General features: G+C 71.6%; 24 protein-coding genes. 10 read left to right on the top strand and 14 right to left on the bottom strand.

Annotated elements, in window-relative coordinates; all coding sequences use genetic code 11:
• Positions 1-8 precede the first annotated feature (8 nt).
• The gene (locus tag CSIV_RS17455; protein ID WP_077052566.1) at positions 9-1,313 is read right to left on the bottom strand and encodes an ABC transporter permease; all 1,305 of its coding nucleotides are present in this window, start codon (positions 1,311-1,313) and stop codon (positions 9-11) included.
• Positions 1,310-2,017: an ABC transporter ATP-binding protein gene (locus tag CSIV_RS17450; protein WP_077052565.1), complete on the bottom strand. Its 708-nt coding sequence runs from the start codon at positions 2,015-2,017 to the stop codon at positions 1,310-1,312. The genes CSIV_RS17455 and CSIV_RS17450 overlap by 4 nt, the downstream gene beginning before the upstream one ends.
• A 131-nt stretch (positions 2,018-2,148) precedes the next feature.
• Between CSIV_RS17450 and CSIV_RS17445 the strand changes: the two genes are divergently transcribed.
• On the top strand, positions 2,149-3,357 hold the full coding sequence (locus tag CSIV_RS17445) for a sensor histidine kinase (RefSeq protein WP_077052564.1): 1,209 nt from the start codon (positions 2,149-2,151) through the stop codon (positions 3,355-3,357).
• Complete coding sequence (locus CSIV_RS17440) at positions 3,354-4,019, top strand: response regulator transcription factor (protein WP_077052563.1); 666 nt, start codon at positions 3,354-3,356, stop codon at positions 4,017-4,019. Before CSIV_RS17445 ends, CSIV_RS17440 begins: the two co-directional genes overlap by 4 nt.
• Positions 4,020-4,027: 8 nt before the next feature.
• Here CSIV_RS17440 and CSIV_RS17435 read toward each other — a convergent pair whose 3' ends face one another.
• The 3 genes from CSIV_RS17435 to CSIV_RS17425 all read right to left on the bottom strand — a co-directional run bounded on the left by CSIV_RS17435 (position 4,028) and on the right by CSIV_RS17425 (position 7,365).
• Entirely contained in the window at positions 4,028-4,972 is a 945-nt protein-coding gene (locus tag CSIV_RS17435; protein WP_077052562.1) for a hypothetical protein, read from the bottom strand.
• Positions 4,973-5,010: 38 nt separating this feature from the next.
• On the bottom strand, positions 5,011-5,967 hold the full coding sequence (locus CSIV_RS17430) for an alpha/beta hydrolase (RefSeq protein ID WP_077052561.1): 957 nt from the start codon (positions 5,965-5,967) through the stop codon (positions 5,011-5,013).
• A 195-nt stretch (positions 5,968-6,162) separates the two neighbouring features.
• Positions 6,163-7,365, bottom strand: coding sequence for an MFS transporter (locus CSIV_RS17425; protein ID WP_077052560.1), 1,203 nt, complete (start codon positions 7,363-7,365; stop codon positions 6,163-6,165).
• Positions 7,366-7,480: 115 nt separating this feature from the next.
• Between CSIV_RS17425 and CSIV_RS17420 the strand changes: the two genes are divergently transcribed.
• Positions 7,481-7,927: a MarR family winged helix-turn-helix transcriptional regulator gene (locus CSIV_RS17420; protein WP_077052559.1), complete on the top strand. Its 447-nt coding sequence runs from the start codon at positions 7,481-7,483 to the stop codon at positions 7,925-7,927.
• A 25-nt stretch (positions 7,928-7,952) separates the two neighbouring features.
• On the opposite strand, the gene CSIV_RS17415 is transcribed toward CSIV_RS17420, so the two are convergent.
• From CSIV_RS17415 to CSIV_RS17405, 3 genes are all read right to left on the bottom strand, one after another.
• The gene (locus CSIV_RS17415) at positions 7,953-8,180 is read right to left on the bottom strand and encodes a hypothetical protein (RefSeq protein WP_077052558.1); all 228 of its coding nucleotides are present in this window, start codon (positions 8,178-8,180) and stop codon (positions 7,953-7,955) included.
• A gap of 39 nt (positions 8,181-8,219) precedes the next feature.
• The gene (locus CSIV_RS17410) at positions 8,220-9,962 is read right to left on the bottom strand and encodes a Na+/H+ antiporter (protein ID WP_077052557.1); all 1,743 of its coding nucleotides are present in this window, start codon (positions 9,960-9,962) and stop codon (positions 8,220-8,222) included.
• Between the two features lie 155 nt (positions 9,963-10,117).
• Entirely contained in the window at positions 10,118-10,909 is a 792-nt protein-coding gene (locus CSIV_RS17405) for an SDR family NAD(P)-dependent oxidoreductase (RefSeq protein WP_077052556.1), read from the bottom strand.
• A 58-nt stretch (positions 10,910-10,967) separates the two neighbouring features.
• Here CSIV_RS17405 and CSIV_RS17400 point away from each other — a divergent pair, with 58 nt between their 5' ends.
• Positions 10,968-11,639, top strand: coding sequence for a TetR/AcrR family transcriptional regulator (locus CSIV_RS17400; protein WP_077052555.1), 672 nt, complete (start codon positions 10,968-10,970; stop codon positions 11,637-11,639).
• A gap of 79 nt (positions 11,640-11,718) precedes the next feature.
• Positions 11,719-12,033: a hypothetical protein gene (locus CSIV_RS17395; RefSeq protein WP_077052554.1), complete on the top strand. Its 315-nt coding sequence runs from the start codon at positions 11,719-11,721 to the stop codon at positions 12,031-12,033.
• A 130-nt stretch (positions 12,034-12,163) separates the two neighbouring features.
• Here CSIV_RS17395 and CSIV_RS17390 read toward each other — a convergent pair whose 3' ends face one another.
• The 4 genes from CSIV_RS17390 to CSIV_RS17375 are packed head-to-tail and all read right to left on the bottom strand — an operon-like array spanning position 12,164 to position 18,413.
• Entirely contained in the window at positions 12,164-15,511 is a 3,348-nt protein-coding gene (locus CSIV_RS17390; protein WP_077052553.1) for an ATP-binding protein, read from the bottom strand.
• Positions 15,508-16,242, bottom strand: coding sequence for a DUF4194 domain-containing protein (locus tag CSIV_RS17385; RefSeq protein ID WP_077052552.1), 735 nt, complete (start codon positions 16,240-16,242; stop codon positions 15,508-15,510). The genes CSIV_RS17390 and CSIV_RS17385 overlap by 4 nt, the downstream gene beginning before the upstream one ends.
• A complete protein-coding gene (locus tag CSIV_RS17380; RefSeq protein ID WP_077052551.1) occupies positions 16,235-17,710 on the bottom strand; it encodes a DUF3375 domain-containing protein in 1,476 nt (491 codons plus the stop codon). Before CSIV_RS17380 ends, CSIV_RS17385 begins: the two co-directional genes overlap by 8 nt.
• Positions 17,711-17,759: 49 nt before the next feature.
• Positions 17,760-18,413, bottom strand: a complete 654-nt coding sequence (locus CSIV_RS17375; RefSeq protein ID WP_083735204.1) for a DUF1028 domain-containing protein — start codon at positions 18,411-18,413, stop codon at positions 17,760-17,762.
• Between the two features lie 130 nt (positions 18,414-18,543).
• Here CSIV_RS17375 and CSIV_RS17370 point away from each other — a divergent pair, with 130 nt between their 5' ends.
• From CSIV_RS17370 to CSIV_RS17350, 5 genes are all read left to right on the top strand, one after another.
• Positions 18,544-20,103: an ABC transporter substrate-binding protein gene (locus tag CSIV_RS17370; protein WP_237488634.1), complete on the top strand. Its 1,560-nt coding sequence runs from the start codon at positions 18,544-18,546 to the stop codon at positions 20,101-20,103.
• 106 nt (positions 20,104-20,209) lie between these two features.
• Positions 20,210-21,175, top strand: coding sequence for an ABC transporter permease (locus CSIV_RS17365; RefSeq protein ID WP_238592397.1), 966 nt, complete (start codon positions 20,210-20,212; stop codon positions 21,173-21,175).
• Positions 21,172-22,143, top strand: coding sequence for an ABC transporter permease (locus tag CSIV_RS17360; RefSeq protein WP_077052549.1), 972 nt, complete (start codon positions 21,172-21,174; stop codon positions 22,141-22,143). The genes CSIV_RS17365 and CSIV_RS17360 overlap by 4 nt, the downstream gene beginning before the upstream one ends.
• Positions 22,140-23,765, top strand: a complete 1,626-nt coding sequence (locus tag CSIV_RS17355) for a dipeptide ABC transporter ATP-binding protein (RefSeq protein WP_077052548.1) — start codon at positions 22,140-22,142, stop codon at positions 23,763-23,765. The genes CSIV_RS17360 and CSIV_RS17355 overlap by 4 nt, the downstream gene beginning before the upstream one ends.
• 142 nt (positions 23,766-23,907) lie before the next feature.
• Positions 23,908-24,501, top strand: coding sequence for a helix-turn-helix domain-containing protein (locus tag CSIV_RS17350; protein WP_077052547.1), 594 nt, complete (start codon positions 23,908-23,910; stop codon positions 24,499-24,501).
• Here the strand turns inward: CSIV_RS17350 and CSIV_RS17345 are convergent.
• Positions 24,482-25,006, bottom strand: coding sequence for a hypothetical protein (locus tag CSIV_RS17345; RefSeq protein WP_077052546.1), 525 nt, complete (start codon positions 25,004-25,006; stop codon positions 24,482-24,484). The two genes, CSIV_RS17350 and CSIV_RS17345, sit on opposite strands and share 20 nt — an antisense overlap.
• 91 nt (positions 25,007-25,097) lie before the next feature.
• Positions 25,098-26,453 carry an APC family permease gene (locus CSIV_RS17340; protein WP_077052545.1) on the bottom strand — a complete coding sequence of 452 codons (1,356 nt, stop codon included), beginning with the start codon at positions 26,451-26,453 and terminating at the stop codon, positions 25,098-25,100.
• Positions 26,454-26,644 lie beyond the last annotated feature (191 nt).

Genomic DNA, 26,644 nt, shown 5'->3' with positions numbered 1-26,644 from the left:
CGTGACGGTCACTCGTACCGCAGCGACTCCACCGGGTCGGCCCGCGCGGCGCGCGCGGCGGGGAGGCTCCCGGCGAGGAACGCGATCCCCATGATCACCAGGGACGTCACGACGATCGACACGGGGTCGAAGGCGATCAGCTGCAGCCCCGGGAGGTCGCTGAACAACGTCCGCGTGAGGGCGGCGCTCACGGGCACGCCCACGGCGATGGCCACGACGGCGCCCAGCACGCTGCCGAGGAGCCCGAGCACGACCGCCTCCAGGCTGAACAGCGAGAACACGCGCCCGCTGCCCATCCCCATGGCCTTCATGAGGCCGATCTCCCGCGTCCGCTCCTGCACCGACATCAGCAGGGTGTTGACGATGCCGAAGCTCGCCGCCAGCAGCGCGATCACCGCGAAGGCGTTCAGCACCAGCACGATGCCGTTGATGACGGCCTGGAACGTGCCGAGCTGATCGGCGACGGTGCGGCCGGTGTAGCCGGCATCCGACAGCGACGACTTGACGGCGTCGATCTCGGCCGCAGTCGCCGACGACGACACGGTCACGCTGGCGGTGGCGTAGCGGTCGAGCTCGTCCTGCGGCACGCCGGTGTTCTGCGCGGTGAACAGCGCGTCCTGGAGGGCGGTGTTCGTCGTGAGGGCCGTCGCCGTGGTGAACGCCTCCTGGGTGACGCCCGTGACGGTCGCCTCGACGAGGTGCTGCGTCCGCAGCGGATCCGTCACGGCGATCGTGACGGTCTTGCCCACCGCGTCGCCGTCGTCCGAGAAGCCCAGGGGTGCGACCAGCGCGGAGGGGAGCGCCACCTCGAGCGCATCGGCGGTGTTGTCGGGAGCGACGCCGACCGACAGCTGCGGCGTCTGGCCGCCGATGATGCCGCCCGCCGACGCGACGTACCGGTCGCCGCCGTCGTACTGCACGTAGTCGATGGTCGCGGAGCGGACCGGGGTCACGCTCTCCACCCCGTCGATCTGCCCGATCGCGGTGATGTCGTCGTCGGTCAGTGCCGACACGGAGCTCGACGCCCCGGGGCGACCGGGGCTCGTCTGCGCCGAGGCGATGGCATCCGGATCGTACTTCTGCGGGTCCGTGGACGTCGCGTCGCTCGTGGAGGTCTTCGACACCGTCAGCACGTTCGAGGCGCCGATCGACGACACCGTGCTGTCGATGAAGCCGTTGATTCCGGTGCCCAGACCGTTCGTCAGCGTGAGCGTGAACGCACCGACGAAGATCGCCAGGACGGTGAGGATCGTGCGCGTCTTCGAGCGGAACGTGTTCGAGAACGCGGTCGAGATCAGGTCGGTGGTCTTCATGCGGCGCGCCCCTCCTCGGCGACGATCACGCCGTCGCGGATCTGGATGCGGCGGTCGCACCGGGCCGCCAGGTCGTCGTCGTGCGTCACGACGATCAACGTGATGCCGTGTTCGCGGTTCAGGCGGAACAGGATGTCCTCGACCACCGCGCCGGTCTGGGAATCGAGGTTGCCGGTGGGCTCGTCCGCGAAGATCACCTGGGGGTCGTTGACCAGCGCGCGGGCGATCACCGCGCGCTGCTTCTGGCCGCCCGAGAGTGCCGTCGCCTTGTTCTTGGCCTTGTCCTGCATGTCGAGCTCGGTGAGGGCGGCGAGCCCGCGGCGCTTGCGCTCGGCGCGTCCGATCCCGGCGATCTTCAGGGGCAGGACCACGTTCTCCAGCACCGAGGCGTTCGGGGTGAGGAAGAACTGCTGGAAGACGAAGCCGAACGTCTTGTTGCGCGTGCGGTTGAGGCGACGGCCGCGGAGGGTGGCGGCATCCGTTCCGTCGAGGGCGACGGTGCCGGTCGTGGGGGCGTCCATCAGGGCGAGCAGGTGCATGAGGGTCGACTTGCCCGACCCGCTCTTGCCGACGATGGCGACGCTCTCCCCGCGCCGGATGTCGAGGGAGACGCCGCGCAGGGCGTCGAAACGGGCGGATCCGCGGCCGTACGACTTGTGCAGGTCGACGACCGAGAGGAGCGGAGGTGGGGTGTCGGGTGTCATGCCCCCACTCTCGCCCGGGGCGTCGGCGGGCACGTCCCGCTCCCGGGGTGGATGCCTACCCCCACAGGGGGATCCGCGTCTGCCCCGGAACGGCGATGGCCCCGCGGCGCCCGGACCGCCAGACTGGGACGATGCCACCCGTCCCGACGATCGACGCGGCGCCGCGCCTGCTGCCGTCGGTCCCGCGGTGGGTTCGCGACGTGGTCGCCGCGGTGCTCGTGATCGTGCCCGTCTTCGCTCCCGTGCCGTTCCCCGAGCTGCGCCCCTCGAGCCCGCTCGTGTACGTGCTCGCGATCCTGCCCGCGGTGGTCCTTCCGTTCCGTCGGCGCTGGCCACGTTCGGCGCTCGTGGTGTGCATCGGGCTCTATATCGCCGCCCTCGCCCTCGGCACGCTCGCGCCCGGGGCCGCCCTCGCCGTCGTCATCGCCGCGTACGGCGTTCCCGACCGGCTGGATCGCCGCGCGGCGGCGCCCGTGAGCATCGCCGCGGTGGCGTTCGTCGTCGGCGCGAGCATCGTCGTCGAACTCACGACGGGCATGGACACCCGGTTCCTTCAGATCGGACTCTCCGTCGCGCTCGCCGGGGCGCTGGGGGATGCCACCCGCTCACGCCGCGCCTACGTCCTCGCCGTGATCGAGCGCGCCCGCCGTGCGGAACAGACGCGGGAGGCCGAGGCGAGCCGCCGGGTCACCGAGGAGCGGCTGCGTATCGCCCGCGACCTCCACGACGCGGTGGCGCATCAGATCTCGGTCATCAGCCTCAACGCGGGGGTCGCCTCGTCGGCTCTCGAGACGCGGCCCGACCGGGCCCGCGAGGCGCTCGCCACGATCCGCACCGCGTCGCGCGAGGTCCTGGGGGAGATCGGTTCGATGCTGACGGTCCTGCGCACGCCCGACGAGGGAGGGATCCGCGAGCAGCCCGGGCTGGCGCGTCTGACGGACGTCGTGGAGTCGGTCCGCGTCGCCGGGTGGGACGTCGTCGTGCGGGACGAGAGGGACGCGGAGCCGGTGCCGCTCGGCGTCGACATCGTGGCGTACCGCGTGGTGCAGGAGGGGCTGACCAACGCCCTCAAGCACGGGACGTCCCGGCGCGTCCATGTGCTGCTGAGGCGCGACGGCGACGCGCTCGAGGTGGTCGTCACCAACCCGCTCGATCATGTGCCCGCCGACCCCGAGCTGCCACCGTCGGGCTTCGGTCTGGTCGGCCTGCGCGAGCGGGTGGATTCCGTGGGCGGTGTCCTCGAGGCCGGTCCCGCCCCGGGCGGCTTCCGGCTCGCCGCCCGGCTTCCGCTCGCGCCCCCGGCGGCCGGCGCCCGCCCCGCTTCCGGAGGTGTCGCGTGACCACGGTGCTCGTCGTCGACGACCAGGCCCTCATCCGGTCGGCGGTGCGCGACCTCCTCGACGCGGCGCCCGGCATCGAGGTCGTCGGGGAAGCCGCGGACGGCGAGGCTGCCGTCGACCTCGCCCGCACCCTGCGCCCCGACGTCGTCGTGTGCGACATCCGGATGCCACGGATGGACGGCATCGAGGCGACCGGGCTCATCTGCGGCGACCCGGCACTGGGCGACACCCGCGTGCTCATCCTCACCACGTTCGAGGAGGACGATTACGTCGTGGCCGCTCTGCGCGCTGGCGCGAGCGGCTTCATCGGCAAGGGCGCCGAGCCGGACGACATCGTGCAAGCGGTCCACACCGTGCACGACGGCGGCGCGCTGCTGTCCGCCGCGGCCACACGCGCGATGATCGAGAAGTACGTGCGGGGAGCGGCATCCGATCCTCCGCGTCCGTCGCCGGCCCTCGATGTCCTCACCGACCGGGAGCGCGAGGTGCTCCGCCTCGTCGGCCGCGGGCGCTCCAACGACGAGATCGCGGGGGATCTGTTCATCTCCCCGCACACCGCGAAGACGCACGTGAAGAACACCATGATCAAGCTCGGCGCGCACGACCGGGCGCAGCTTGTGATCGCGGCCTACGAGAGCGGACTGGTGCAGCCGGGGCGGTGAGCCGGGCGTCAGCGGAGCCGGTGCAGGAGCCGCGCGGCGAGGTAGCGCGCGCGTCCCCGGGGCGAGAGCGGGTCGTAGCCGAGGGTGCGGGTCCACGTCTCGTGCCGCGCCTGCAGCGTGCTGTGGTGCAGCAGGAGCGTCGTGGCCGCGGATCGGATGCTGTCGCTGTCGACCACCACGTCAAGCGCGTCTAGCGTGCGCGCGTCGAGCATGGCGAGGACCTCCACGTCGGGGTGCACCTCGGGGGAGCGTTCGTGGGCGCGGGCCAGGCCGATGAGGACGCCGAGGTCGGCGGCGTCGACGACGGGATGCCGGACGTCGGTCAGGCGGAGGGCCAGGAGCGCGTCGGCGCACGCGCGCGGGATGCCGTCGAGATCGTCCGCGAGGCTCACGCCCGCGGGGCCGGCCGGCGCCTGGCCGTCGCCCAGCCCGACCCAGACCGGCCCTCGCGGAGTCGCGAGGACGGTCGCAGGCCCGACGAACGGTTGCGGTCCCGGCGGGGGAGCCGCGACGATCCGGACCGGACCGTCGAGCTTCAGCCGGTGCGCCGCGGCCTGGCGATCCACCCGTGACGCGCCCGCGTCGATGACTCGATCCACGGCGCTCGTCGTCGGCGCACTGCGCATCTCCACGATCGCGAGGGCGAGACGCGCACGATCGAGGATCATCGCGTCATTGACGGTCGCCTCTCCGTCTCGCTCGAGCCAGACGCTCTCGGTCGGCGTCGCGCGATCGCCGTCCCCGTCGTCGACACGCGCGCCGTCGGCGTCGATGCGGACGACCCGTCCCCGGACGCAAGCCCCCGCGGTGGTCGCGCCCAGGATCGCCGCTGCCCGGACGATCGCCTCTGCCCCGGCGCCGCCGGCGACGAGCGCGTCGAAATACTCGATGATCTTCAGCGACTCGCTCGCCGCGGGATCGAGCACCGTCAGTCGGCCCAGCAGTTCGCGCATGAGGTCACCCCCGTCTCGCGCTCAGCTTAGGACCGCGCTCACCCCCACAGGCGTCGGATCCAGCGGTCGCGAGCGTCCACGGCATCCTGGGACAACGCCGCCTGCGGTGCCAGCCCGTCGAACGCGTGGAAGCCGCCCGGCCACACGTGCAGCTCGGCGACGCCTCCCGCCGCCCAGATCGCGGAGGCGTAGGCGACGTCCTCGTCCCGGAAGACCTCGGCGCTACCGCACTCGATGAACGCCGGGGGGAGTCCTGACAGATCGGTGGCGCGTGCGGGCGCGGCGTAGATCGAGACGGCGTCGGTGCGGACGCGGTCGCCGAGCAACGACGTCCAGCCGAGGATGTTGCTCCCGCGATCCCACACGCCCACGCCGTCGATGTCGTGGGTCGATCCGGTGGCATCCCGATCGTCGAGCATCGGGTAGAGGAGCACCTGCCCGGCGAGGTGCGGTCCGCTCCGGTCACGGGCGAGGAGCGCCACGCCCGCGGCCAGACCGCCGCCGGCACTGCCTCCCGCGATGATCAGCCGGTCGGCTTCGATCCCGAGCTCGTCGGCGTGGGCCGCGGTCCAGACGAGACCCGCGTAGCAGTCCTCGACGGGGTACGGGTCCGGGAACTCGGGGGCCAGGCGGTACTCGACCGTCACCAGGACGGCGTTGTAGGTGCGCAGCCACCCGGCGAAACCGAGCGCGGCGGTGAACCGGTCTCCGATGATCATGCCGCCGCCGTGGGTGTGGAAGATCCCCGGTCCGGTGCCCGTGCGGCCACGGACCTGGACGACGGAGACGACGATCTCGGCGCCCTCGTATCCCGGGATGACGATGTCGCGGGATTCCAGGTCGAGTTCGTCCATCTGCTCCTGCGGGGTCGGTATCCCCGGGACTCCGCCCTGTCGCATCGCGGGAATCATCTCGGCCGTGAGGGTCGGCGGCATCATCGCGGAGATCACCTCGAGCATCGGGGCGAGTTCGGGGTCGAAAGGGGGTCGCGTCATCGGGAATCCTTCCTCGGGAACGCCTCGTCGCGTTCCCCTCGATTCTCCGACGCACGCGAGACCGCCACCCCCGCCGGATGGCGGAGGATGTCGCGGGCGGACCCGACGACCGGCGGGGCGGCGTGCGCTTGTGGGGCTGTGGACCGGGCTGATCCCGCCGCGGCGGAGGGCAGGTGCCCCCGCCGCGGCCGCCGGTCAGCGCTGGACGGGTTCCAGAGCGGCGCCCTGCTCCTCACCGGAGGGTGCCGCCGTGTTCCGGCGCCCACGGGCCATCGTGGCGGCGAGCACGATGACCGCCGCCGCGGTGATCCCCGCGCCGATCCACAGCGGAGACGTATACCCGAGACCCGCCGCGATCCCGATTCCGCCGGCCCAGGCCCCCAGCGCGTTCCCGACGTTGAAGGCGCCGATGTTGGCGCCCGACGCGAGCGTCGGCGCCGAGCCGGCGTAGACCATCGTGCGGCTCTGCAGCGCGGGGACCGTCGCGAAGCCGAACCCGCCCATGAGGAACAGGGCGACGATCGCGGCGATGCCCGAGGTCGCGAGCGCCGCGAACGCGACGAGGACCACGAAGAGCACCGACACCGCGACGAGCAGCGTGCCGTCGATCGAGCGGTCCGCGAGGCGACCGCCCACGGCGTTGCCGATGACGAGACCGATCCCGAACAGAACGAGCAGCCACGGCACCGCCCCGCTGTCGAAACCGCTGACCTCCGTCAGCGTGTAGGCGATGTAGGTGAATCCGCCGAACATCCCGCCGTACGCCAGGACGGTCACCACCAGCGACACCCACACCTGCCCCGAGCGGAACGCCCGCAGCTCGTGGCGGAGGCGGACGGCGGCATCCGGCCGGGGGAGCTTCGGGACGAGCGTCAGGATGCCGATGAACGCCAGGATGCCGATCCCGGCGATGACCCAGAACGTCGAACGCCACCCGAACTGCTGACCGAGGAAGGTGCCGAAGGGCACGCCGAAGACGTTGGCCGCGGTGAGGCCGGTGAACATCAGGGCGATCGCGCCCGCCTTCTTCTCGGGCGCGACGAGCCCGGCGGCCACGACGGCGCCGATACCGAAGAACGCCCCGTGGCAGAGCGCCGCGACGATGCGACCGATCATCGCGATGCCGTAGTCGGGAGCCAGCGCGGTGAGCGCGTTGCCCAGGATGAACAGCACGATCATCCCCAGGAGCACGGGCTTGCGGGGGAGGCGGGTGGTCGCCGCGGTGAGTCCGAGCGCGCCCACCACGACGCTCAGGGCGTAGCCGGAGATGAGCCACCCGGCGGCCGACTCGGACACGGCGAAGTCCGTCGCGACCTCCGGGAGCAGGCCCATGATGACGAACTCCGTGAGTCCGATACCGAACGCGCCGACGGCGAGGGCGATGAGTCCTAGGGGCATGAGGGGTCTCCTGATACACTCGAAGTAGTTGCAGACGCGCTCTTTTGCAGCGCTGAGCAAAATGATTGCACACGCAAGTAAAGCGCGCAAGCAAGTATCGAGGAGGAGTGCGCCCATGGGCATCGCTGATGACGCCGTCGAGATCCGTGCGCGCGGCTGGCGCACGCTGGCGGCCCTCCACGGACTCATCGAGGCCGAACTCGAGCGCGCGCTCGGCGTCGTCGAGCTGTCGGTCGTCGAGTACACGGTGCTGGACGCGCTCGACCGGCAGGACGGCTGGCACATGCGCATGCAGCAGCTCGCGCGGGCGGCGGCACTCAGCCCCAGCGCGACCACGCGCTTGGTGAACCGCCTCGAAGACCGCGGACTCCTGACCCGGGTGCTGTGCGCCGACGATCGACGCGGGATCTACACCGAGCTCACCCCGGCCGGCCGCTCACTGTACGAACGCGCGCGACCCGTCCACGACGAGGCGCTGGAGCGCGTGCTGGCGGACGCCGGGACGCAGCCGGAGCTCGCCCCGGTCGTCGACGCTCTCCACGGGGTCGCGCTTCCGGCGTGAGTCGCCCGGCCGTCGCCGGCCGCCGTCAGACGATGCCGCCGATCATGGCATCCCGTCGCAGCTGCGCGTGCGTGGCGTGGAACTTCCCGTCGGGGGTCCACCACGCCTCGTGCCCGGCGGCGTCGGGATGCTGCTCGACGACCGCCGGCCAATGGGCCTTGATGTCCTTGAGGTAGTAGCGGATCTCGCCGCCGATCGTGCGCTTGTCGACCTTGTCCGACGCTTCCAGCTGGTCCTGCGTGAGCTCGCTCATGGCGCCAGCCTAGGGGCGTGCGGCATCCTCGGGGCGGCCTCAGTCCGTGGCTTTCTCCATACCGCGCGCACGGATCTCCTCGATGTCGAGATCGGCGAGGATCCGGCGTGCGACCAGATCGTCGATGGTGCCCTCGCGGCGCAGGCGCAGCAGCACCTCGCGCTTCCGGTCCAGGATCGCCAGGCGCAGTCGCGTGGCCTCGCGGTGCCGGAGCAGGGGCGAGCGCTGCGTCACGTCGATGTCGTCGCTGACGGCGATCATCTCCAGCTGACCCGCGGGTCGGCGTCCGTCGTCCTCGCCGTCCGCCCCGGGCGGGATCGGGCCCATCCGGGACGCGGTGTCGTCGCCGTCGGCATCCCCGTCGCCGTCCGCGCGGTCGCGCTCCTCAGCGGCCCGCTGACGGGCGACCGCGCGGGCGTTGGCGAGTTCGAGACGCTCGTACCCCTCCTGGCGGGCCCGGTCCTTCACGACGTCGCTGATGCCGTGCTCGACGGCGAGGTCGTCGAGCGCGAGAAGCGCAGCCCCCGAGATCGCGCGCTGCGCGAGCTCGAACTCCTCGACCGCCGCGTCGTCGGTCGGGAGTTTCGCCCACTTGATGACGGCCGGCAGCAGCGGGCCCTGCACGAGCAGGGTCAGGACGATCACTCCGGCGGTGACGAAGACGACCGCGTCGCGCCCGGCGACGGGGGAGCCGTCGGCCGTCGTGAGCGGCACCGACAGCGCGATCGCGAGCGACACCGCCCCGCGGAATCCGGCCACCGTGCTGACCACCCGCGAACGATGTCGCAGCGACCGCGACGACGACGGTCCCGGGCGCGAGAACGGGGAGAAGAACCACTGGAACAGATACCGCACGAGCGCCAGCACGATCCAGGCCGCCACCGTGATGAGCAGCAGCATGCCGATCTCGGAGGGCGAGATCTCGTGCAGCACGAGTTGGATCTCGAGCCCGATCAGCACGAACAGGGCGCCGTTGAGCAGGTAGACGCCGAAGGGCCACGTGGCATCCGCGGCCCGTCGAGACATGGCGGTGGTGATGCGCGGGGCGATCCACGCGACGATGAGGCCCGCGAACACGACGGCCAGGACGCCCGATGCATGGACGATCTCGGCGACGAGGAACGCGACGAACGGCACGAGCGTCAATGTGAGGTTGATCGTGAGCGTCGACTCCATGCGGCGCAGCGCGAGATAGGCGAGCGCGGCGACGGCGACACCCGCAGCGGCACCGCCGACGTACGACAGCAGCACCATGCCCGTGATCTGCCACGGCGTGATCTGGTCGCCGATGAGGAGCGACACGGCGATCGAGTACAGCACGAGCGCGGTTCCGTCGTTGGTGAGGCTCTCGGCCTTCAGCTTCATGAATGTGCGCTCGGGGAGCAGGCGTCCGAGGGCCGCGACGGCGGTGGCATCCGGGGGAGCGACCGCCGCGCCCAGCACGAGCGCGGCCTCCCACGGCACGCCCATCCATGTCGCGACGCCGGCGACGGCGAAGGCGGATGCCACGACCAGCAGCGTGCTCATCGGCACGATGTACCGCAGCGAACGGCGCACGGACCGCAGCGACGTCGTCCACGCCTCGCGGAACAGCAGGACGGGGAGGAACAGCAGCAGGACCGTCTCGGGCGGCAGCTCGATCTGCCGCAGTTCCGGTACGAAGCCGAGGGCGAGCCCGATCACCAGCAGGACCAGCGGCGTCGCGACGCGCAGGCGCGGGGCCAGCACCGTGCCCACGAGCATCGCGAGCCCGAGCAGAACCGTGACTTCGAGTCCTTGCATCCCCAGCCGCCTTCCACCGTGCCCTCAGCACACAGCGTAGAGAGCGGTCACAGAATTCCCGAGGCCGCGTTCGCTGTCGGCGTGCGGCGAGCGGGTGCGGTCCGGGCGCCCTCCGCGTGGCGGCACGGGACGCCGAGGCCGAGCGAGCGCCGCGGTCAGGCGCGACGCGACGGGCGCATGGCCCGCTCGGCGACAGCGATCGCGACGCGTTCGGGGAGCACGGCGGCCAGGCGCGACGAGAACGCGTTCGCTGCGCCGTCGATGACGGTGGGCCGGCCGCGTCGGAGGCCGCGCAGGGCCCTGTCCACCACACCGTCGGGTGTGCGCCGCGGACCGAACGAGGCGTCGTCGCCCGCGGTCGCGAAGAAGGGCGTCGCAGTCGCACCGGGGCAGATGGCCACGACGTCGACTCCGGTGCCGCGCGTCTCGCGCCACAGCGCGCGCGAGAACGACAGGACGTAGGCCTTCGTCGCGCCGTAGACCGACATGTGGGGCAGGGGCTGGAACGCGGCCGTGCTGGCGACGTTGACGACAGCGCCCCGCCGGCGGTCGAGCATGCCCGGGAGCAGGAGGGCGGTGAGCTCGGTGAGGCTCGTGACATTGACGGTGACCTGCGTCGTGATCGAGGCGAGCGGCTGGGTGGCGAGATCCCCGTGGATGCCGAGGCCGGCGTTGTTGATGAGGGCGTCGATCCGCAGGCCCTCGGCGTGCAGTCGCTCGGCGAGGGCCGCGGCAGCTCCCAGCGCGTCCAGATCGTGGGCGATCGCGACGGCCCGGATGCCGTGCGTCTGCGCGAGATCGTCCGCCAGGGCCGTCAGGGCGTCCGCGCTGCGCGCGACCAGGACGAGGTCTCCGCCGTCCGCGGCGATCCGTTCGGCGAAGGCGCGTCCGATGCCCGAGGAGGCGCCCGTGACGAGGGTGGTGGTTCCGCGGCCAATGCTGCGCATGTTGTCTCCTAATTAAACAAACCAGTCGGTCTATATAACTCGGAACTATACTGTTTGGATGACCTCGCGTCCAGACGAAGCCCCCGACGCGCCCCCGCGTCGCGTCGGCCGCCCCCGTGGTCGCACCTCCCAGGGGGCGGCGTCCCGGGACGGGATCATCGACGCCGCCGCGACGGTCTTCGCCCGTCTGGGCTACGACCGTGCCCGCATGGCCGACATCGTCGAGGCGAGCGGGCTGTCGAAGGGATCGGTCTACTTCCACTTCGACAGCAAGGAGGCGCTCGCGGTCGCGGTCCTCGCCGCGCGCCACGAGCGGTGGGTCACCGACGTGCGGGTCGCGCTCGACTCGGTCGAGCCCGGCGAGCCCCGGCTGCGCGCCCTGTTGCCGGCCGTGCTGGCGCTGCACGACGGCGACCCGGATGCCTGGGTCATCTCCCGTCTGACCTGGGCCCTCGCCGATCAGGACGAGACGCGCGCGTTCGCGGCCTCGCTCACGCGGCGGTGGATCGACGTCGTCGCCGAGGTCGTGCGGGACGCCGCGGCGGGTCGGCAGGGTATCGACGCCGAAGCGGTGGCGACGGTGGTGGTCGGGGGGTTCGACGGACTCAAGACGACGGCCGCCGTGCTGCACTCCGACGATCCCGCCGCGGCCCACGACGCCCTCGTTAGGGCCGGACGCGTGTGGGAGCGCATGGTCTTCGATCTCGTCCTGGGGACGCAGGGCGGCTGAACCGGTGCGCCCTTCGGTTGAGGCCACAGGGTGGAGATTGGCTCTTTCGGTGCCTGCATTCGAGGGTCATTCTGGTCCAATGAGCCGCGAAACCCGACGAGACGTCGATCTTGAGAGTCCAGTCTCCCTCGATTGGACCCTTACCGAACTGCTGGATTGGATCGCGGCCGCCGACGCTCGGTGCCACGACGAGCGACTCCTCGGGGCGTTGGATGCCATCGACCGCGCGCTCGCTCCCACGACGGCGCCGACGCCGCCCGCGGTCGTCCTGGTGCGAGCGCTGGCCCCGCGCGTCGCCGCGGACCCGTCGCTCGGGCGGCGGCGGCTCGGGGATGTCATCGGGCAGGCCGCACCGGCCCCCGCCGAGAGTGCGAGGGCGCTCGTGGCGGTGTGAGGGCACCGACGCGCCGTCCGAGATTCGAGCAACCTCAGTCGAGGTACCCCGACCCGGGCTGAGGTTGTGCGGATCGCGGAGGCTGCGCGGGCGCTGAACTCCCGCCCGGAAGCTCCGCGCACCCCCGCGGTCAGGCCGGCAGCGCCACCTTCGCCTTCGCCCACGACCGCCCTCGGGTGTCCTTGAGGATGTCGTACTCGACGTCCACGTGCGGCTCGATCGCGCTGTACTTGTCGTTCGGCGCCCCGATGACCAGCTGGAACCCGAGGCCGCGCCAGGCGCCGATCGCCCGCTTGGTGAAGTGCGCGTCGGCCTTGATGAGCGCCTCGTCGAGGAACACCGGGGCGTAGCGCGGACGCTCGGCGCCGGCATCCCCGAGCTGATAACGCAGGGCCGCGCCGACGATGAACGCGATGAGCTCCTGCGATTCGCCGCCGGACTTCTCGCCGATGTGGTCGTACAGGGCGACGTGCTCGCCGGTCGCGGCGCGGAAGCGCTCGGCGCTGACCCGCACGTGGTTGCGGACGTCGACGAGGTCGGCGAAGTCGGGCGCGGTGGGCCGGATGCGGCCGATGAGCCGCGCCATCCGGCCGTACACGGCCTCGCGCTCCTCGTCGGTGGAGGCCGCGTCGATGGCGGCGCGGACGTCGCGCAGCTCGCGGCGGAACCGCCGCCGCACCTCGGACTGGCTCTCGCGGGGCACGATCTGCAGGCGGTGCTCGTCGTCGTAGAACGGCAGGTCGCGCATGATGTCGTTGATCGGTGCGATGCGGTCGCGGATCTCGCGCAGCGCCCGGGTGAGGGACGCGTCGAGGTTGGTGAGGTCGTTGCCCGAGAGGCGCAGCAGGCTGTCGCGCCACTCCGCCTCCAGCTCGTGCAGGCCGCTGGCCTCGAGGTCGGCGAGCATCCGCTCGAAGTCGCCGAGCGATTCGTCGGGGTCGGCGAGCAGGTTCGGGCTCGGCCACCGGTCGATGAACGCGGTGAGGGTGCGACGCAGGCTCTCGCGCTGCTCGCCCCAGGTCTCCTGCGCGGCCCGCTGGTCTTCCAGGAGACGCTTGGATGCCGACTCGAGCGCGGCGTCGAAGCGCGCGAGACGCTGCGACGGCGACGCCGCGTCGTCCGTGGGCGCGACGAACAGCGCGTCGAGGTACGCAGCTTCGTCGTCGGTGAGCGTGAGCCCGGCGTCCTCGGCCTCCTCGAGACGCACATGGGCGGCATCCACCTCGTCGGTCACTTCGGCCCACCGGGCGGAGAGGCGCTGCTGCTCCGCCTTGGCGCTGCCGATCTCCTCGCGGAGACGCGCGGCGCGGGCGCGGGTGCCCGAGATCTGCTCCTGCAGTTCGGCGATGCGCGGGTTTCCGGCCGTGATCTCCGTGAGGGTTTCGTTCCAGCGCTCGATCTCACGATCCACGGATGCCGTGTCGACCTGCTCCCACGTGAGATCGGCGATCTTCTCGAGGGCGCTGCGGCGGTCGTCGAACGCGTCGAGCGCGGCGGCCGCCTCATCGACGGCGGTCTTCGCCCGGTCGAGGTCACGGCGGACGTTCGCGATCTCGTCGCCGAGCTCGGTGAGCCGCACCCGGCTGGAGAACCCGAGGATGCTCTGGCGGATCGAACCGCCGTGCGCGCCGCGGGAGCCCTGGCTCGTCTGACCGGCGATCGTGAGCGCGAGGCGGTGCTGCGACAGCTCGCGGGCGGCATCCACGCAGACGAACGCGAACTGCTGCTCGAGCCGGTCCTGCAGCCAGCCGGTGAAGGGGGAGGGGCGGTAATCGAGACGGCCGGGGAGGGTCGCGGGGTCGAGGCCCGTGCGCTCGGGGAGAGCGGTCGTCACGCCCTCGAACCGCAGACGCTCCGACAGGCGCACGCCGTCGATCGCGGCGCGGAAGGATGCCAGGTGCGCGGTGTCGACGAGGATCGTCGTCGCGAAACCGCCGAGGGCGAGCGTGAACGCCCCGCGCCACGGCTCGAACTCGGTGCGGACGTCGACGAGCTCGGCGACGAACGGCAGCTCGGCCGCGGTGAGGCCCGCCGCCTCCGCCAGGGCCTCGCGCGCCTCGTGCAGGCGCGGCGGGATGTTGTCGTCGCGGGTCTGCGTGCGGCGGTGCTCCGCCTCGAGAGTCGCGAGCTGCTGGCGCAGGGCCGTGTGCCGGCTGCTCGCGGCGACGAACGCGTCGCGGACGGCGGACTTGGCATCCGTGTCGCCGAGGGTCCGGCGTGCCTCGCCGGTGAGCGCCGCGAAGCCCTTCGCGTCGGCGACCTCGGTGCCGAGCGTTGCGAGCGCGGCGTCGAACCGGTCGCGGTCGCGCTGCATCCCGGCGCGGCGGCGTTCGAGCCCGCGGAGCTCGCGCTGGGCGGCGTCGAGCCGGTCGCCGCCCGCGGCGCGGAGGACATCGCCGAGGCCGTCGCGCTCGGCTTCCGCGGCATCGGCGAGCGCCTGTCGCTCGCGTACGAGCGCGTCGGTGGCGTGCGTCCGCTCGCGCAGCTCGTCCTCGACGGCGCCGAGCAGGTCGATGCGGCGCTGCGCGCGCCACAACGACGCGCGGGAGGAGGGATCGCCGAAGCGTCCGAGCGCGTCGATGATGCGCACGCGCTCGGCGGCGTCGTCGATGCGGGTCTTGATGGTGCGGATCGGCTGCAGCGCCCGCACCTGCTGGCGCGCTTCGAGCATGCGCGTGCGGGTCGACTCGAGGCCGTCGAAGTGGGCGACGACGGCTTCGGCGGTCGCGAGGGTCTCGGGCTCCTCCAGGACCATGCGCTTGTACAGGTCGTCGACGGTGGTGATCTGCTGGCCCGCCTGGATGCGGGCGAGCAGGCTCATGGCCTTCGCGCCCGACCCGGCGGCGCCGATCCCCAGCACCGCGTGCAGCCGCGCCGAGAACTCGCGGTCGGTCGCGAGGGTGTCGAGTCCGGTCGCGCGGACCGCGGAGTCGGAGAGGTGCTGGGATGCCGCCCGTTCGAGCCCGCGCAGGTCGAACGCGCCGTGGATCGTGCCGCGCACCTTCACGGCGTCGTCGAGCACGCGCGCGGCCGCGGGGATGTACCAGGCGCGCACTGCGGTGAAGCGGGCGCCGTCGTGGTCGACCCACGTCATCGCGATCGCGGTCCACGTGTCGGTGCCGTCGCCGCGCAGCACACGGACCTTCGTGCCCTCGTCGGTGCGCGACTCGTCGAGCTTGCCGCGGCCGTACGACAGGATGTTGCGCTGCTCCTGCCCGCGCGGGCGGCCGACCACCGCGCCGTTGGACGCGCCGTTGAACGGGGTCGTGTGCGGCATCATCAGCGCGACGTACGCGTCCATCAGCGTCGACTTCCCGGAACCCGACCCGCCGCACAGGAGCGTCGCGGTGGGGGCGAAGCGCACGCGGTGCTCGCCGTCGTAGCCGCCCCAGTTGATGAGCTGGAGTTCGTCGGCGACCCACTGCTGCCCGCGCGACGCGGCGGGGATCAGGCCGAACAGGGTCTCGAGCATCGTCATGCGGTCTGCTCCTCGGGAAGGGATGCCACGGCCTCGATCTCGTCGGAGGGCGTGGGCTCGGCATCCGTCGTCTGCTCCTCGAGCCATCGCTGCAGCTCGCGCAGCACCTCGGCGCTGAGGACGATCTCGATGAGCGGACCGATCCGGTACCGGCCCTCGGATTCCTCCTCGATGATGCCCTCGCGGTCGAGGCGCGCGATCGCGGTGCGCACCGCCCGCTGCTGGCTCGCGCGCGTGCCGTCGGACTCGGCGAAGTACGTGAGGACCGTCTGCTCGACCTCTTCGACGTCGACGCGGGCCGACGGAGCCCCCGCGGTCGTCTCGCGCTGGAACACCGTGCGCAGGTACACGAGCACGAGCGTCTCGGCGCGCGAGTACGCCTCGTCCTTGAGCAGGATCGGCACGTCCACCTCGTCGCTGCGGACCTGCTCCTTGTACGCCACGCCCCGATCGTGGTCGACGACGAGCCGCACGAACAGGTCGTTGAGGCGCGACTCGATCATCTGCTGGTGCTCCAGCAGCAGCTTCCACTCGGCGGGGGAGCTCTCGGCGAGCAGGAACCGGCGCTGCAGGATCCGCACGAGGACGCGTCGCACATCGGCATCCAGGATGCCGCGATCCCCGGCGAACAGCGCGTCGGGATCGCTCTCCATCGCGACGGGGGCGATGAAGGCGGGGGTGTCGTCGTCGGGGGCGGTGACGGTGGGGGCGGACGTGTCGACGTCAGTCATCGGCATCCGTTTCTGTCGGGCGGACGGCGGTGACCGCCGTGAAAGCGAAGCGGCGGGTCGTGCCGTCGGGGCGGACGGCCTCGACGACCGAGACCTCGTCGCCCTCGGTGAGTCCGCGGCGGTGGGCGATCTCGAGGAGACCGACGAGGTCGACGGGGCGGCGCGTGTACTCGTCGGCGCCCGCGAAGGCTTCGGCGAGGTCGAAGCGCTCGCCGAGGGTCTCGACGTAGGCCTCCAGCTCGGCGTAGTGCGGACCGCCCCACGCGCGCGTGTCCGCGTCGACGAACTCGACGTCGGCCGCCTCGGTCGACAGCGGTTCGGGGGCGCCGGGCGGGCGGACGTCGCTCAGCGAGCGTCGCAGGTGGCCGATGTCGGCGAGGGGCAGGGTGCGCACGGGCTCGACGCGTCCCGGGGCCTTCGTCTGGCTCCACCGGTGCAGTCCCGCCATGACCGAGCGGAGCAGGTCGTCGACCTGGCGGTCGCGGATCGGGTCGTGCGTCTTCACCTGCACGGTGATGACGTGCGAGGCGCGCCGCTGCGCCGTGAGCACCTCTCGCACACCCGCCTCGACGCGGCGGGCGATGGCATCCAGTTCTCTGCGCTGCTCGATCGTCATGAGGCGCGCGAAGGGCTGCGTGAGCACGGCGTGCAGCTGGTCGGTGAGGTCGTCGATGTGCTCGGGGTCACCGATCAGGCGCAGTGCGCCCTGGAACGCGCGCCCCTCGGGCGTGGCCTGCATGACGTGGCGCCCGCGTTCGAGGTACTCGCGCAGCACGTCGCCGGTCGGTCGGGCGTCGCGCCGGAGCTCCGCGACGACGTCGCGCTGCATGGCCGCGATCGACTCGGCGACGCGGGAGAAGTCCGCGGGAAGCTCGCGCGCGAGGTGGATGACGTTCTCCGCCTCCTCGAGGAGATGCTCGTCGTCGAGGGGCTCGATGACGCCCTCGTCGAGCGCCGCGATCTCGGCATCCAGGGCCGCCCGCTCGGCGAGCAGGGCCTCGCGGCGCCGCTCGGGATCGGTCTCGGCGTCGCGGGCGAGCCGCTCGACGGCGTCGAGCAACGTCCGCACCCGGGACCGCGACACGCGTGCGCGCCCGCCGCCCGCGCGCCCGGCGATCTCGAGCGCCCCGACGGCGTGGGCGGAGAGGCGGTACACCTCGACGTCGTCCTCGATCTGCAGGCTCAACCAGCCCACGCGCACCCACCCGCGGCAGATGTCGCGCGCCGACCCGGCGGGGAGGCGGCGGTCGTCGTCGGTGTCGTACCCCGCGGCGCGCAGTTCGTCCATCGCCTCGGCGACCTCGACGTGCGCGTCGGCGACCGCGACCGCGGGCCGGTCGGGCGAGAACACGTTCGACAGCACGGCCACGACGAACGGTGCGAACCGCCCGTGCAGCAGGTCGAGCATCGGGTTCTTGAACGCCGTGACCGAGCGCAGGTAAGCGGCTTCGGCGCGGGTGGTGGTCACTGGCTCGAGTCTACCGGCGGGGCGGCCCGGGCCCGAGTCGCACGCGGTTTCAGGGATAGCGCCGGCGCGCCCCCACGGCGCCGCGAGTCGGTGCCGACGCATCCGGCGTGACCGAAGCGAGTCGGCGTAGGCGCGACAGTTCCTCCACGGGGTCCGGGTGGTCGTCGACGCGGAGGTCGAGCACGACGTCGTCGTGCGAGGCGACCAGGACAGCCGCGCTCTGCCGGCCGCGGGCGTCGCCTCCGGCCCGTTCGCCCGCGGCCAGGACGTCGATCAGCCGATCGGCGAGATCCCGCCCGTCCGCCCTCCACGCCGCGGCCATCGCCGCGAGCACGTCGGGTCCGGCGAGGAGGTTGCCGATGAAGACGGCGTCGGGGGCCACGAGGTCCCCCGCCCACGCCGTGATGTCCGCACCCGAGCGTGCGGCGCCCGCACCCGACCACCCGAGCGCGGCGACCTGACGGAGCGCATGCCCGTCATCCCATCCCGGAGTGGCAGCCACCGCGTCGGCAGCCGAGCGTCCCTCGCGCATCGCGGCGAGCAACAGCCCGCGCAGCGCGCGATTCGTCCACGCCTGGCTGGCGACGACCCCGGCGCCGGGGTCGACCGCGATCACCCCGGCGCCGACGGCGAGGGATCGGCTCGCGGTGGCCGCGCCGATCAGTCCGTCGCGGGGGTCGCGGGCCAGCACGGTAAAGGTCATGGGCGCTCCTGAGGGGTCGACGAGGCGCGGCGCGGGCCCGCGGGCGGGTTTGTGAAGATCGTGTTTCACCGCCGAGGTGGGGCTTGTGCCGACCCCCATGCTTGCACATACTGATCGAAACATCATCTAAATGATGGACACCTCACCCGATTGGCATCACATGAAACAGCGCATCACCCTCGGCATCGCCGGCGCGCTCGCCGCGACGCTCGCCCTCGCCGGTTGCTCCGCCGGTCAGAGCGTCGACATCGACGGCTCCGACGGCAGTTCAGGTCAGACCCTCGTCGCCGCCATCGGCGGCGAGCCCGACCAGCTCGACCCGCAGAAGACGACGTCGTACTTCGCGTTCGAGGTGCTCGAGAACGTCTACGACACGCTCGTGCAGCCCGACGAGAACCTCGAGATGCAGCCCGCTCTCGCTGAGAGCTGGACCACCAGCGACGACCAGCTCACCTGGAACTTCACGCTGCGCGACGGGGTGAAATTCCAGGACGGCTCGGACTTCACGAGCGAAGACGTCGTCTACTCGTACCGTCGCATCATTGACGAGAAGCTCGCGAACGCGTGGAAGTTCTCCACGGTCACCGACGTCACCGCCCCCGATGACGCGACCGTCGTCATCACGGTCTCGCAGCCCACACCCAACCTGCTGTCGAACCTCGGGGGGTTCAAGGGCATGGCGATCGTGGAGAAGAGCAACGTCGAGTCGGGCGAGATCACCACCGCGCCGGTCGGCACGGGACCGTTCTCCGTCAGCGACTACGTCGCCGGCGACCACATCACGCTGACGGCCAACCCCGACTACTGGGGCGGCGCGCCCCAGCTCGGGGGAGTGGAGTACCGCTTCATCTCCGAGCCCGCCACCGCCCTGGCATCCCTCAAGGCCGGCGACATCGACTGGACCGACGTGGTCCCGCCCCAGCAGGTCGAGCAGCTGAAGAGCGACAGCTCGGTCACGCTCGGCCAGACGCCGTCGAGCGACTACTGGTACCTCGCCCTGAACGAGGCGAAAGCCCCGTGGAACGACGTGCGGGTCCGCCAGGCCATCGCGTACGCGATCGACCGGGATGCCATCGTTCAGGCCGTCAGCTACGGCACGGCCGAGGTCAACCAGCTCGCCATCCCGAAGCAGAGCGTCTGGTACACCGAGTACGACCAGTACTCCACCGACCTCGACAAGGCGAAGTCGCTGTTGGCCGAGGCCGGCTACACCGGTGGCACGCTGGACCTCCTCGCCACCAGCGACTACCCCGAGACGGTCACGGCCGCGCAGATCATCGCCGCCGAACTCGAACCGCTCGGCATCCAGGTGTCCATCCGCCAGCCCGACTTCTCGACGTGGCTCGACGAGCAGAACTCCGGCAACTTCGACATGCTCATGATGGGCTGGCTCGGCAACATCGACCCCGACGACTTCTACTACTCGCAGCACCACACCGACGGTGCCAGCAACGCGCAGAAGTTCTCGGATGCCGAGGTCGACCGCCTGCTCGACGCCGGTCGCGTCGAAACCGACACGGCGACGCGCAAGGATCTCTACGCCCAGGCGGCGACGATCATCGCCGACAAGGCCAGCTACATCTACCTCTACAACCCGTCGGTGCTGCAGGTGTATTCGCCCAAGGTGTCGGGGTACGACACGCGTGCCGACCGCGCGATCCGGTTCGCCGGCGTCTCACTGAGCGAATGATTAGAGGCCGCGGGGGTCCGGCGTGCCGGTGCCCCCGCGGTCCCGCCCCGGGCCCTCCGGCCCGGTCTCTCCCGCCCTTCCCGTCCGCCTCGAGCAAGGAGACTCCGTGCGAATCGCCCCCGCGCAGATGCTGCGCTTCCTGGGCCTCCAGCTGCTGTCGTCGGCCGTCGTGCTGCTCGGTGTGCTGATCGTCGTGTTCGCCCTCGTGCACCTCGTGCCCGGTGACCCCGTGCGCCTCGCGCTCGGTACCCGGTACACGCCCGAAGCGTACGAGGCGCTCCGCTCGGCGTCCGGTCTCGACCGCTCGGTGCCCGAGCAGTTCTTCTCCTACCTGGCCCGCGCGGTGACCGGCGACCTCGGCGTCAGCTTCCGCAACGGTCAGCCGGTGACGACCACCCTGCTGCAGCGCCTGCCCGCCACGATCTCGCTCGCGCTCGTGGGACTGGCGGTCGCCCTCGTGATCTCGGTGCCCGCGGGGGTGTACTCGGCGCTGCGCGAGGGGCGCATGAGCGACGTGATCGTGCGGCTGACGAGCCAGTTCGGAGTCTCCGTGCCGGACTTCTGGCTGGGCCTGCTCCTCATCTCGCTCTTCTCCGTCACGCTGGGTCTGTTCCCGGCCAGCGGGTACGTCGCCTTCGCCGAGGATCCGGCGGGGTGGGCACGCCAGGTGACCTTGCCGGGGCTCACCGTCGGCCTCGTCGCCGGGGCGATCATGACGCGCTACATCCGTGCCGCCGTCATCGACGTCGCCTCGTCGGGATACATCCGCACCGCGGTGTCGAAGGGGCTGCCCCGCCGCGTGGTCGTGTCTCGCCACATCGTGCGGGGAGCCCTCGTTCCGGTGCTGACGATCGCCGGCATCCAGTTGGCCACGATCCTCGGCGGCGTCATCGTGGTCGAGGTGGTCTTCGCCTGGCCGGGCCTCGGTCGTCTCGTGTACGACGCCGTCGCCGCGCGCGATTACCCGCTCATCCAGGGCGCGGTGCTGCTGGTGGCCGTGATGTTCATCGTCGTCAACCTGATCGTGGACGTGCTGTACGCCGCCGTCGACCCGAGGATCCGTGCCGCATGAGCTCCGTCGAACCCACCCCCGGGCCCGCTGTCGCCTCCGCCCCCGCCCCCGGGCGCGTGGCGTCCTGGCGTCTGCTCGCGAGCAATCCGCTGACGGTGGCCGCGGCCGTCGTCCTGGCGATCGTCGTCCTCGCGGCCGTGCTGGCGCCGTGGATCGCGCCGTACGGGGTCAACCAGATCGACGTCGCCAACGCGCTGACGCCGCCGAGCCCCGCGCACTGGTTCGGGACCGACGAACTCGGCCGCGACGTGTTCTCGCGGGTGCTGCTCGCCGGTTCCACCTCGCTCACGATCGCCGTCTCCGCCGTGACGATCGCGCTCGTCCTGGGGCTCGTGCTCGGCGTCGTCGCGGGCTACGCGGGCGGGTGGGCCGACGCGGTGCTCATGCGCGTCGTCGACGTCATGTTCGCTTTCCCGGTGCTGCTTCTGGCCCTGGCGATCATCGCGATCTTCGAGCCGGGGGCGCTCACCACGACGATCGCGATCGGCGTCGTCTACACGCCGATCTTCGCCCGCGTCGCCCGGGCCAGCACGCTGGCGCTCCGCTCCTCGCCGTTCGTGCAGGTGTCGCGCACGATGGGCACGCCTCCGGCATCCATCCTGCTCCGGCACGTGCTGCCGAACATCGGCGGTCCGATCGTCGTCCAGACCTCGCTGTCGCTCGCGTTCGCGATCCTCTCGGAGGCCGCCCTGTCGTTCCTCGGGCTCGGCATCCAGCCACCGTCCCCGTCATGGGGAGGCATGCTCTTCACCGCTCAGGGTTTCCTCGCCCAGGCGTGGTGGATGAGCGTGTTCCCCGGCGCGGCGATCTTCGTCACGGCGCTGGCCTTCAACCTGCTCGGCGACGGTCTGCGCGACGGCCTCGATCCGCGCCAGCGCACGATCATCGAAGCACGGCGGGGGGAGCGTCGCCGTAACGGGCCGCCGCGCCTCCGGCGGGACACGATCAGCACGGAGGTGCGGCCATGAGCGTCCTGGAGGTGCGGGATCTCCGCGTCGCGATCGGCGAGACGTCGATCGTCCGAGGGCTCGACTTCTCGGTGGACCGGGGTCAGACCCTCGGCATCGTGGGCGAGTCGGGCTCGGGCAAGTCGTTGACGGTGCTCGCGGCGACCGGCCTCATCGATGCCCCCGGGCGACGGGTCGACGGCTCCAGCGTTCTGCGCACGGACCCGGATGCCCGGGGCGTCGAGCTCGTGGGAGCGTCGGACCGCGTGCTGCGCTCGGTGCACGGCGACGCGGTCGGGTTCGTCTTCCAGGACCCGTCGACTTCCCTGAACCCTTATCTGACGGTCGGGCGGCAGATCGCCGAGTCGCTGGAGGCGCACCGCGGCCTGTCGCGTCGGGCCGCGCACGCCCGAGCCATCGCGCTGCTGGAGGCCGTCGGCATCCCGGACCCGGCGGTCCGTGTCGACGCGTACCCGCACCAGTTCTCGGGCGGTCAACGCCAGCGCGTCATGATCGCGATCGCCCTCGCGTGCGACCCCGCCCTCCTCGTCGCCGATGAGCCGACCACCGCGCTCGACGTCACCACCCAGGCGCAGATCATCGACCTCGTGCAGCAGTTGCAGCGCGACCGCGGGACCGCGGTGGTCTGGATCAGTCACGACCTCGGGGTGATCGGTCAGGTCGCCGACGATGTTCTGGTGCTGCGCCACGGCGAGGCCGTCGAGCAGCGACCGCTCCTCGACGTCTACGCCGATCCGCAGCACGCCTACACGAAGGAGCTGCTCGCGGCGCGTCCGCGCGTGGTCGCCGGATCCGGTCCGACGCCCGAGCCCGGCGCGGCTGCGCTCCTCGCCGTCTCCGGTCTGGACGTGCGCTTCGTCGTGCAGACGCCCGCAGGTCGGCGTACCGTGCACGCTGTCGACGACGTGTCGTTCACGGTGCGCCGCGGGACGACCCTCGCCCTGGTGGGGGAGTCGGGGTCGGGGAAATCGACGATCGCGAACGCCTTGACGGGGCTCGTGGCCCCGCACGCCGGGACCGCGACCCTGGCGGATGCCGAGGGCGAGGGCGTCCGCGACGCGCTTCGCGCGAAGCGTCGCGACCGTCGGCGCATCGCCATGGTGTTCCAGGACCCGTTCGCCTCCATCGACCCGCGTCGCACCGTCGCCGACGCGATCGTCGAACCGCTGCGCGTGCACCGCCTCGGCGGTTCGACCCCCGCCGCCCGCGCCGCCCGCGTGCGGGAGCTCCTGGAGCTCGTCGACCTCGACCCCGCGTTCGCCGAGCGTTACCCGCACGAGTTGTCGGGCGGGCAGCGTCAGCGAGTGTCGATCGCGCGCGCGCTCGCGCTCGAGCCCGAGCTGGTCATCCTCGACGAGGCGACGGCCTCCCTCGACGTTTCGGTGCAGGCCCGCGTGCTCGCCCTGCTCCGGCGTCTGCAGGTCGAGCAGGGGCTGACGTACCTCTTCATCGCGCACGATCTCGCGATCGTGCAGCAGATGAGCCATGACGTCGTGGTGCTTCGCGACGGGAAGGTGGTCGAGACGGCTCCTGCGGCCGAGCTGTTCGCGCACCCGCGGCAGGAGTACACGCGCGATCTGCTGGCCGCGGTGCCGCCCGACGGCCCGCGGGTGCGTTCGTGATCCCGCTGACTTCGGGCGAACGTACGTCGGCTGCCCCCGCTGACGTGCATTCCCCCGAAGTCAACGGTGGGGTGGAGCGGGGGAGGGCGCCACACGCGCGTGAGCGCGCGCCACACGTCCACGGCGCTACGCTGACACGGTCATGACACGAGCCACGGATGCCGACGAGCAGCGCACCGTCGAGACCCTCGGCGCCGCGGTGCGCGACGCCCGCAAGCGGCTCGGCTTGAGCGTGCAGGCGCTGTCGGAGAAGGCCGGGGTGAGCTTCGGCCTCGTCAGCCAGCTGGAGCGCGGCCTCGGCAACCCGTCGCTGCAGTCGCTCCAACGGCTCGCCGGGGCCCTCGGCATCCCGGTCACCCAGTTGCTCGACGAGCCGGCGGTGCCTCTGGCGGTCGTGACGCGCGCGAAGCGGCACATCATGCCGGTGGCCGCGGACGCCCCGCCGCACCAGCGCGCCGAGCGCGAGCTGCTGACACCGCGCGGGGAGTCGATGCTCCAGCTGATCCGCTCGACGCTGCCGCCCGGCTTCACGAACGAGGCCAGCCCGTTCCGCCACATCGGCACCGAGACGGTGACCGTCGAGTCCGGCGTGCTAGTCGTGTGCCAGTCGGATCGGCGGGTCGAACTGCACGCCGGCGACACCGTCACCTACGGCTGCTCGGCCCCGCACTGGTGGGCGAACGGACACGACGGCGAAACCGTGGTGCTGGGCGCGGTCACCCCGTTCGAGCGCTGAGGCCCCGGGGCACCCGGAACGCCAGTCGCTCGCCCGGCCCCGCGACGTACTCGTCGTCGCACCGGAAGCCGCGCAGCCACGGCTCACCGTCGATGACGCGCAGGTAGAAGCCCCTCGGATAGTCGTGGTCCGCGCGCAGCGCGGGGGTGGCGACCTGCAGCGACGCGGTGGGCGCGCGACCGGTGCTGAGGATGCTGTCGGGAGCGACCTCCTGGTCGAGCCACACCAGGCGCAGGTACGGGGCGGTGTCGGGCGGGCACAGCGCGAGGCCGTTCGCCTCCGCCGCGGAATGCACCTGCGCGAGCGTGCCCCCGTCCGCGAGACCGAGGTCTGCGACCGAACGCTCGATGATGTCGACGGTCTCCGCGGAGCGGGTGTCGAACACGGGGTCGGCCAGCAGTACCTCGGCATACGGATTGCGTCGGATGCCGGCGGCATCGAGCTGCCCGACCAGCTCTTCACGGGCGATCCCGCCGACGTCCAGGGTCCAGGTGCGCGCACTCACCGCAGCAGGCTACGCCGCACGTGCACCGCGCAACGGGAAGGCCGCGGCATCCCTCCCGAAGGAACGGATGCCGCGGCCCAGGCGATGCGGGTCAGATCTCCGAGCGCGGACCGGGGACGGTCTTGTTGACCCCGGTGACCGGCTGGTTCTCGTCGAACGAGGCGATCGGCCGCTTGAAGCCGCGCGTCAGGACGATCAGGTACACGACGCCGATGCTGGTCCAGATGAGACCGCCGATCAGTGCGTGCATGTCGAGGTTCACCCACAGGAGGCCCGTGAGCAGCATGCCGATCGCGGGCATCACGATGTACCGGAAGATGTCTCCCGGCGTCTTGCGCAGGCCCTTGCGGATGGCGAACCAGGCGATCACCGAGATGTTGACGAAGGTGAACGCGATGAGCGCGCCGTAGTTGATGTAGGCCGCGATCTGCTCGAGCGTGAACGCGATGGCCAGGAGGCTCACCACGCCCACGATGATGATCGAAAGCGTCGGGGTGTGCGTCTTCGGGTTGATGAAACCGAAGATCCGACGGGGGAGCACGTTGTTGCGGCCCATCACCATCAGCATGCGCGAGACCGAGGCGTGGGAGGCCAGCCAGGACGCGAGCGTCGCGGCGAAGCCGGCCGCGGTGAGCACGGCCTGCAGCACCGGGCCGCCGACCTGGACGCCGATCTCGGGCAGCGTGCTGTTCTCGATCGCCTCCGGCGGGAAGGCGGCGGAGTCGGGGAAGCGCAGCTGCGTGAAGTACGACGCCACGAGGAAGATCGCGCCACCGGCCACGAGGGTCAGCAGGATCGCGCGGGGCATGATCTTCGGCGACTTCGCCTCTTCCGAGTACATCGACACCGCGTCGAACCCGATGAAGGAGAAGCACACGATGGTGGCTCCGGCCAGCACCGCGCCGAACTGCACCTCGCTGTGGGCGAAGGGGGCGAGGGACACGACCGTACCGGCCCCCGCGCCGCCCACGAGCTGCACCGCGACCATCACGACGAACACCGTCATCACGAGGATCGAGAACACCAGCAGGATCATGTTGACGTTCGAGGTGCCGCGCATCGTGAGGTAGATGACGCCCGTGACGCCGGCGGTGAAGACGACGACCCAGATCCAGCCCGGGATGTCGGGGAAGAGCGCCTCCATGTAGCTGCGCAGGATGAGGGCGTTGACCATCGGCAGCAGCATGTAGTCGATGAGGGCCGTCCACCCGACGACGAACCCGACGCCGGGGTGGATCGACTCGCGGGCGTAGGTGTAGGCGGATCCTGCACTCGGGATGACGCGGACCATCTTGCCGTAGCTGATGGCGGTGAACACCAGCACGACGAGCGCCACGGCGTAGGCCGCGGGGACGACGTTGTTGGTCTCCTCGGCGACGAGGCCGAAGGTGTCGAAAACGACGGTCGGGGTCATGTAGCCCAGGCCGAGGCCCACGATCGACCACAGGCCGAGGGTGCGGGCGAGCTTGGCTCCCGAGCTGGACGCGGGCGCCTGCGTGGCGCCGATCTTCTCGTTCGTGGCTTCTCCTAGAGGGGCGGGTCGGGATCGGGCGGATCCGACCGAGCGGATGATGTCGGGTGGAGCTTCGGGTGCACCGCTCCGGGTGGGGGCGGGGGAGGAAGAAGCGGATGCCGCCG

Origin of the sequence: Microbacterium sp. CSI-V (assembly GCF_001984105.1) — a bacterium.
Lineage (GTDB): Bacteria > Actinomycetota > Actinomycetes > Actinomycetales > Microbacteriaceae > Microbacterium.
Note: the sequence above shows the minus strand (reverse complement) of the source record. Positions and strands in the feature narration are given on the sequence as shown.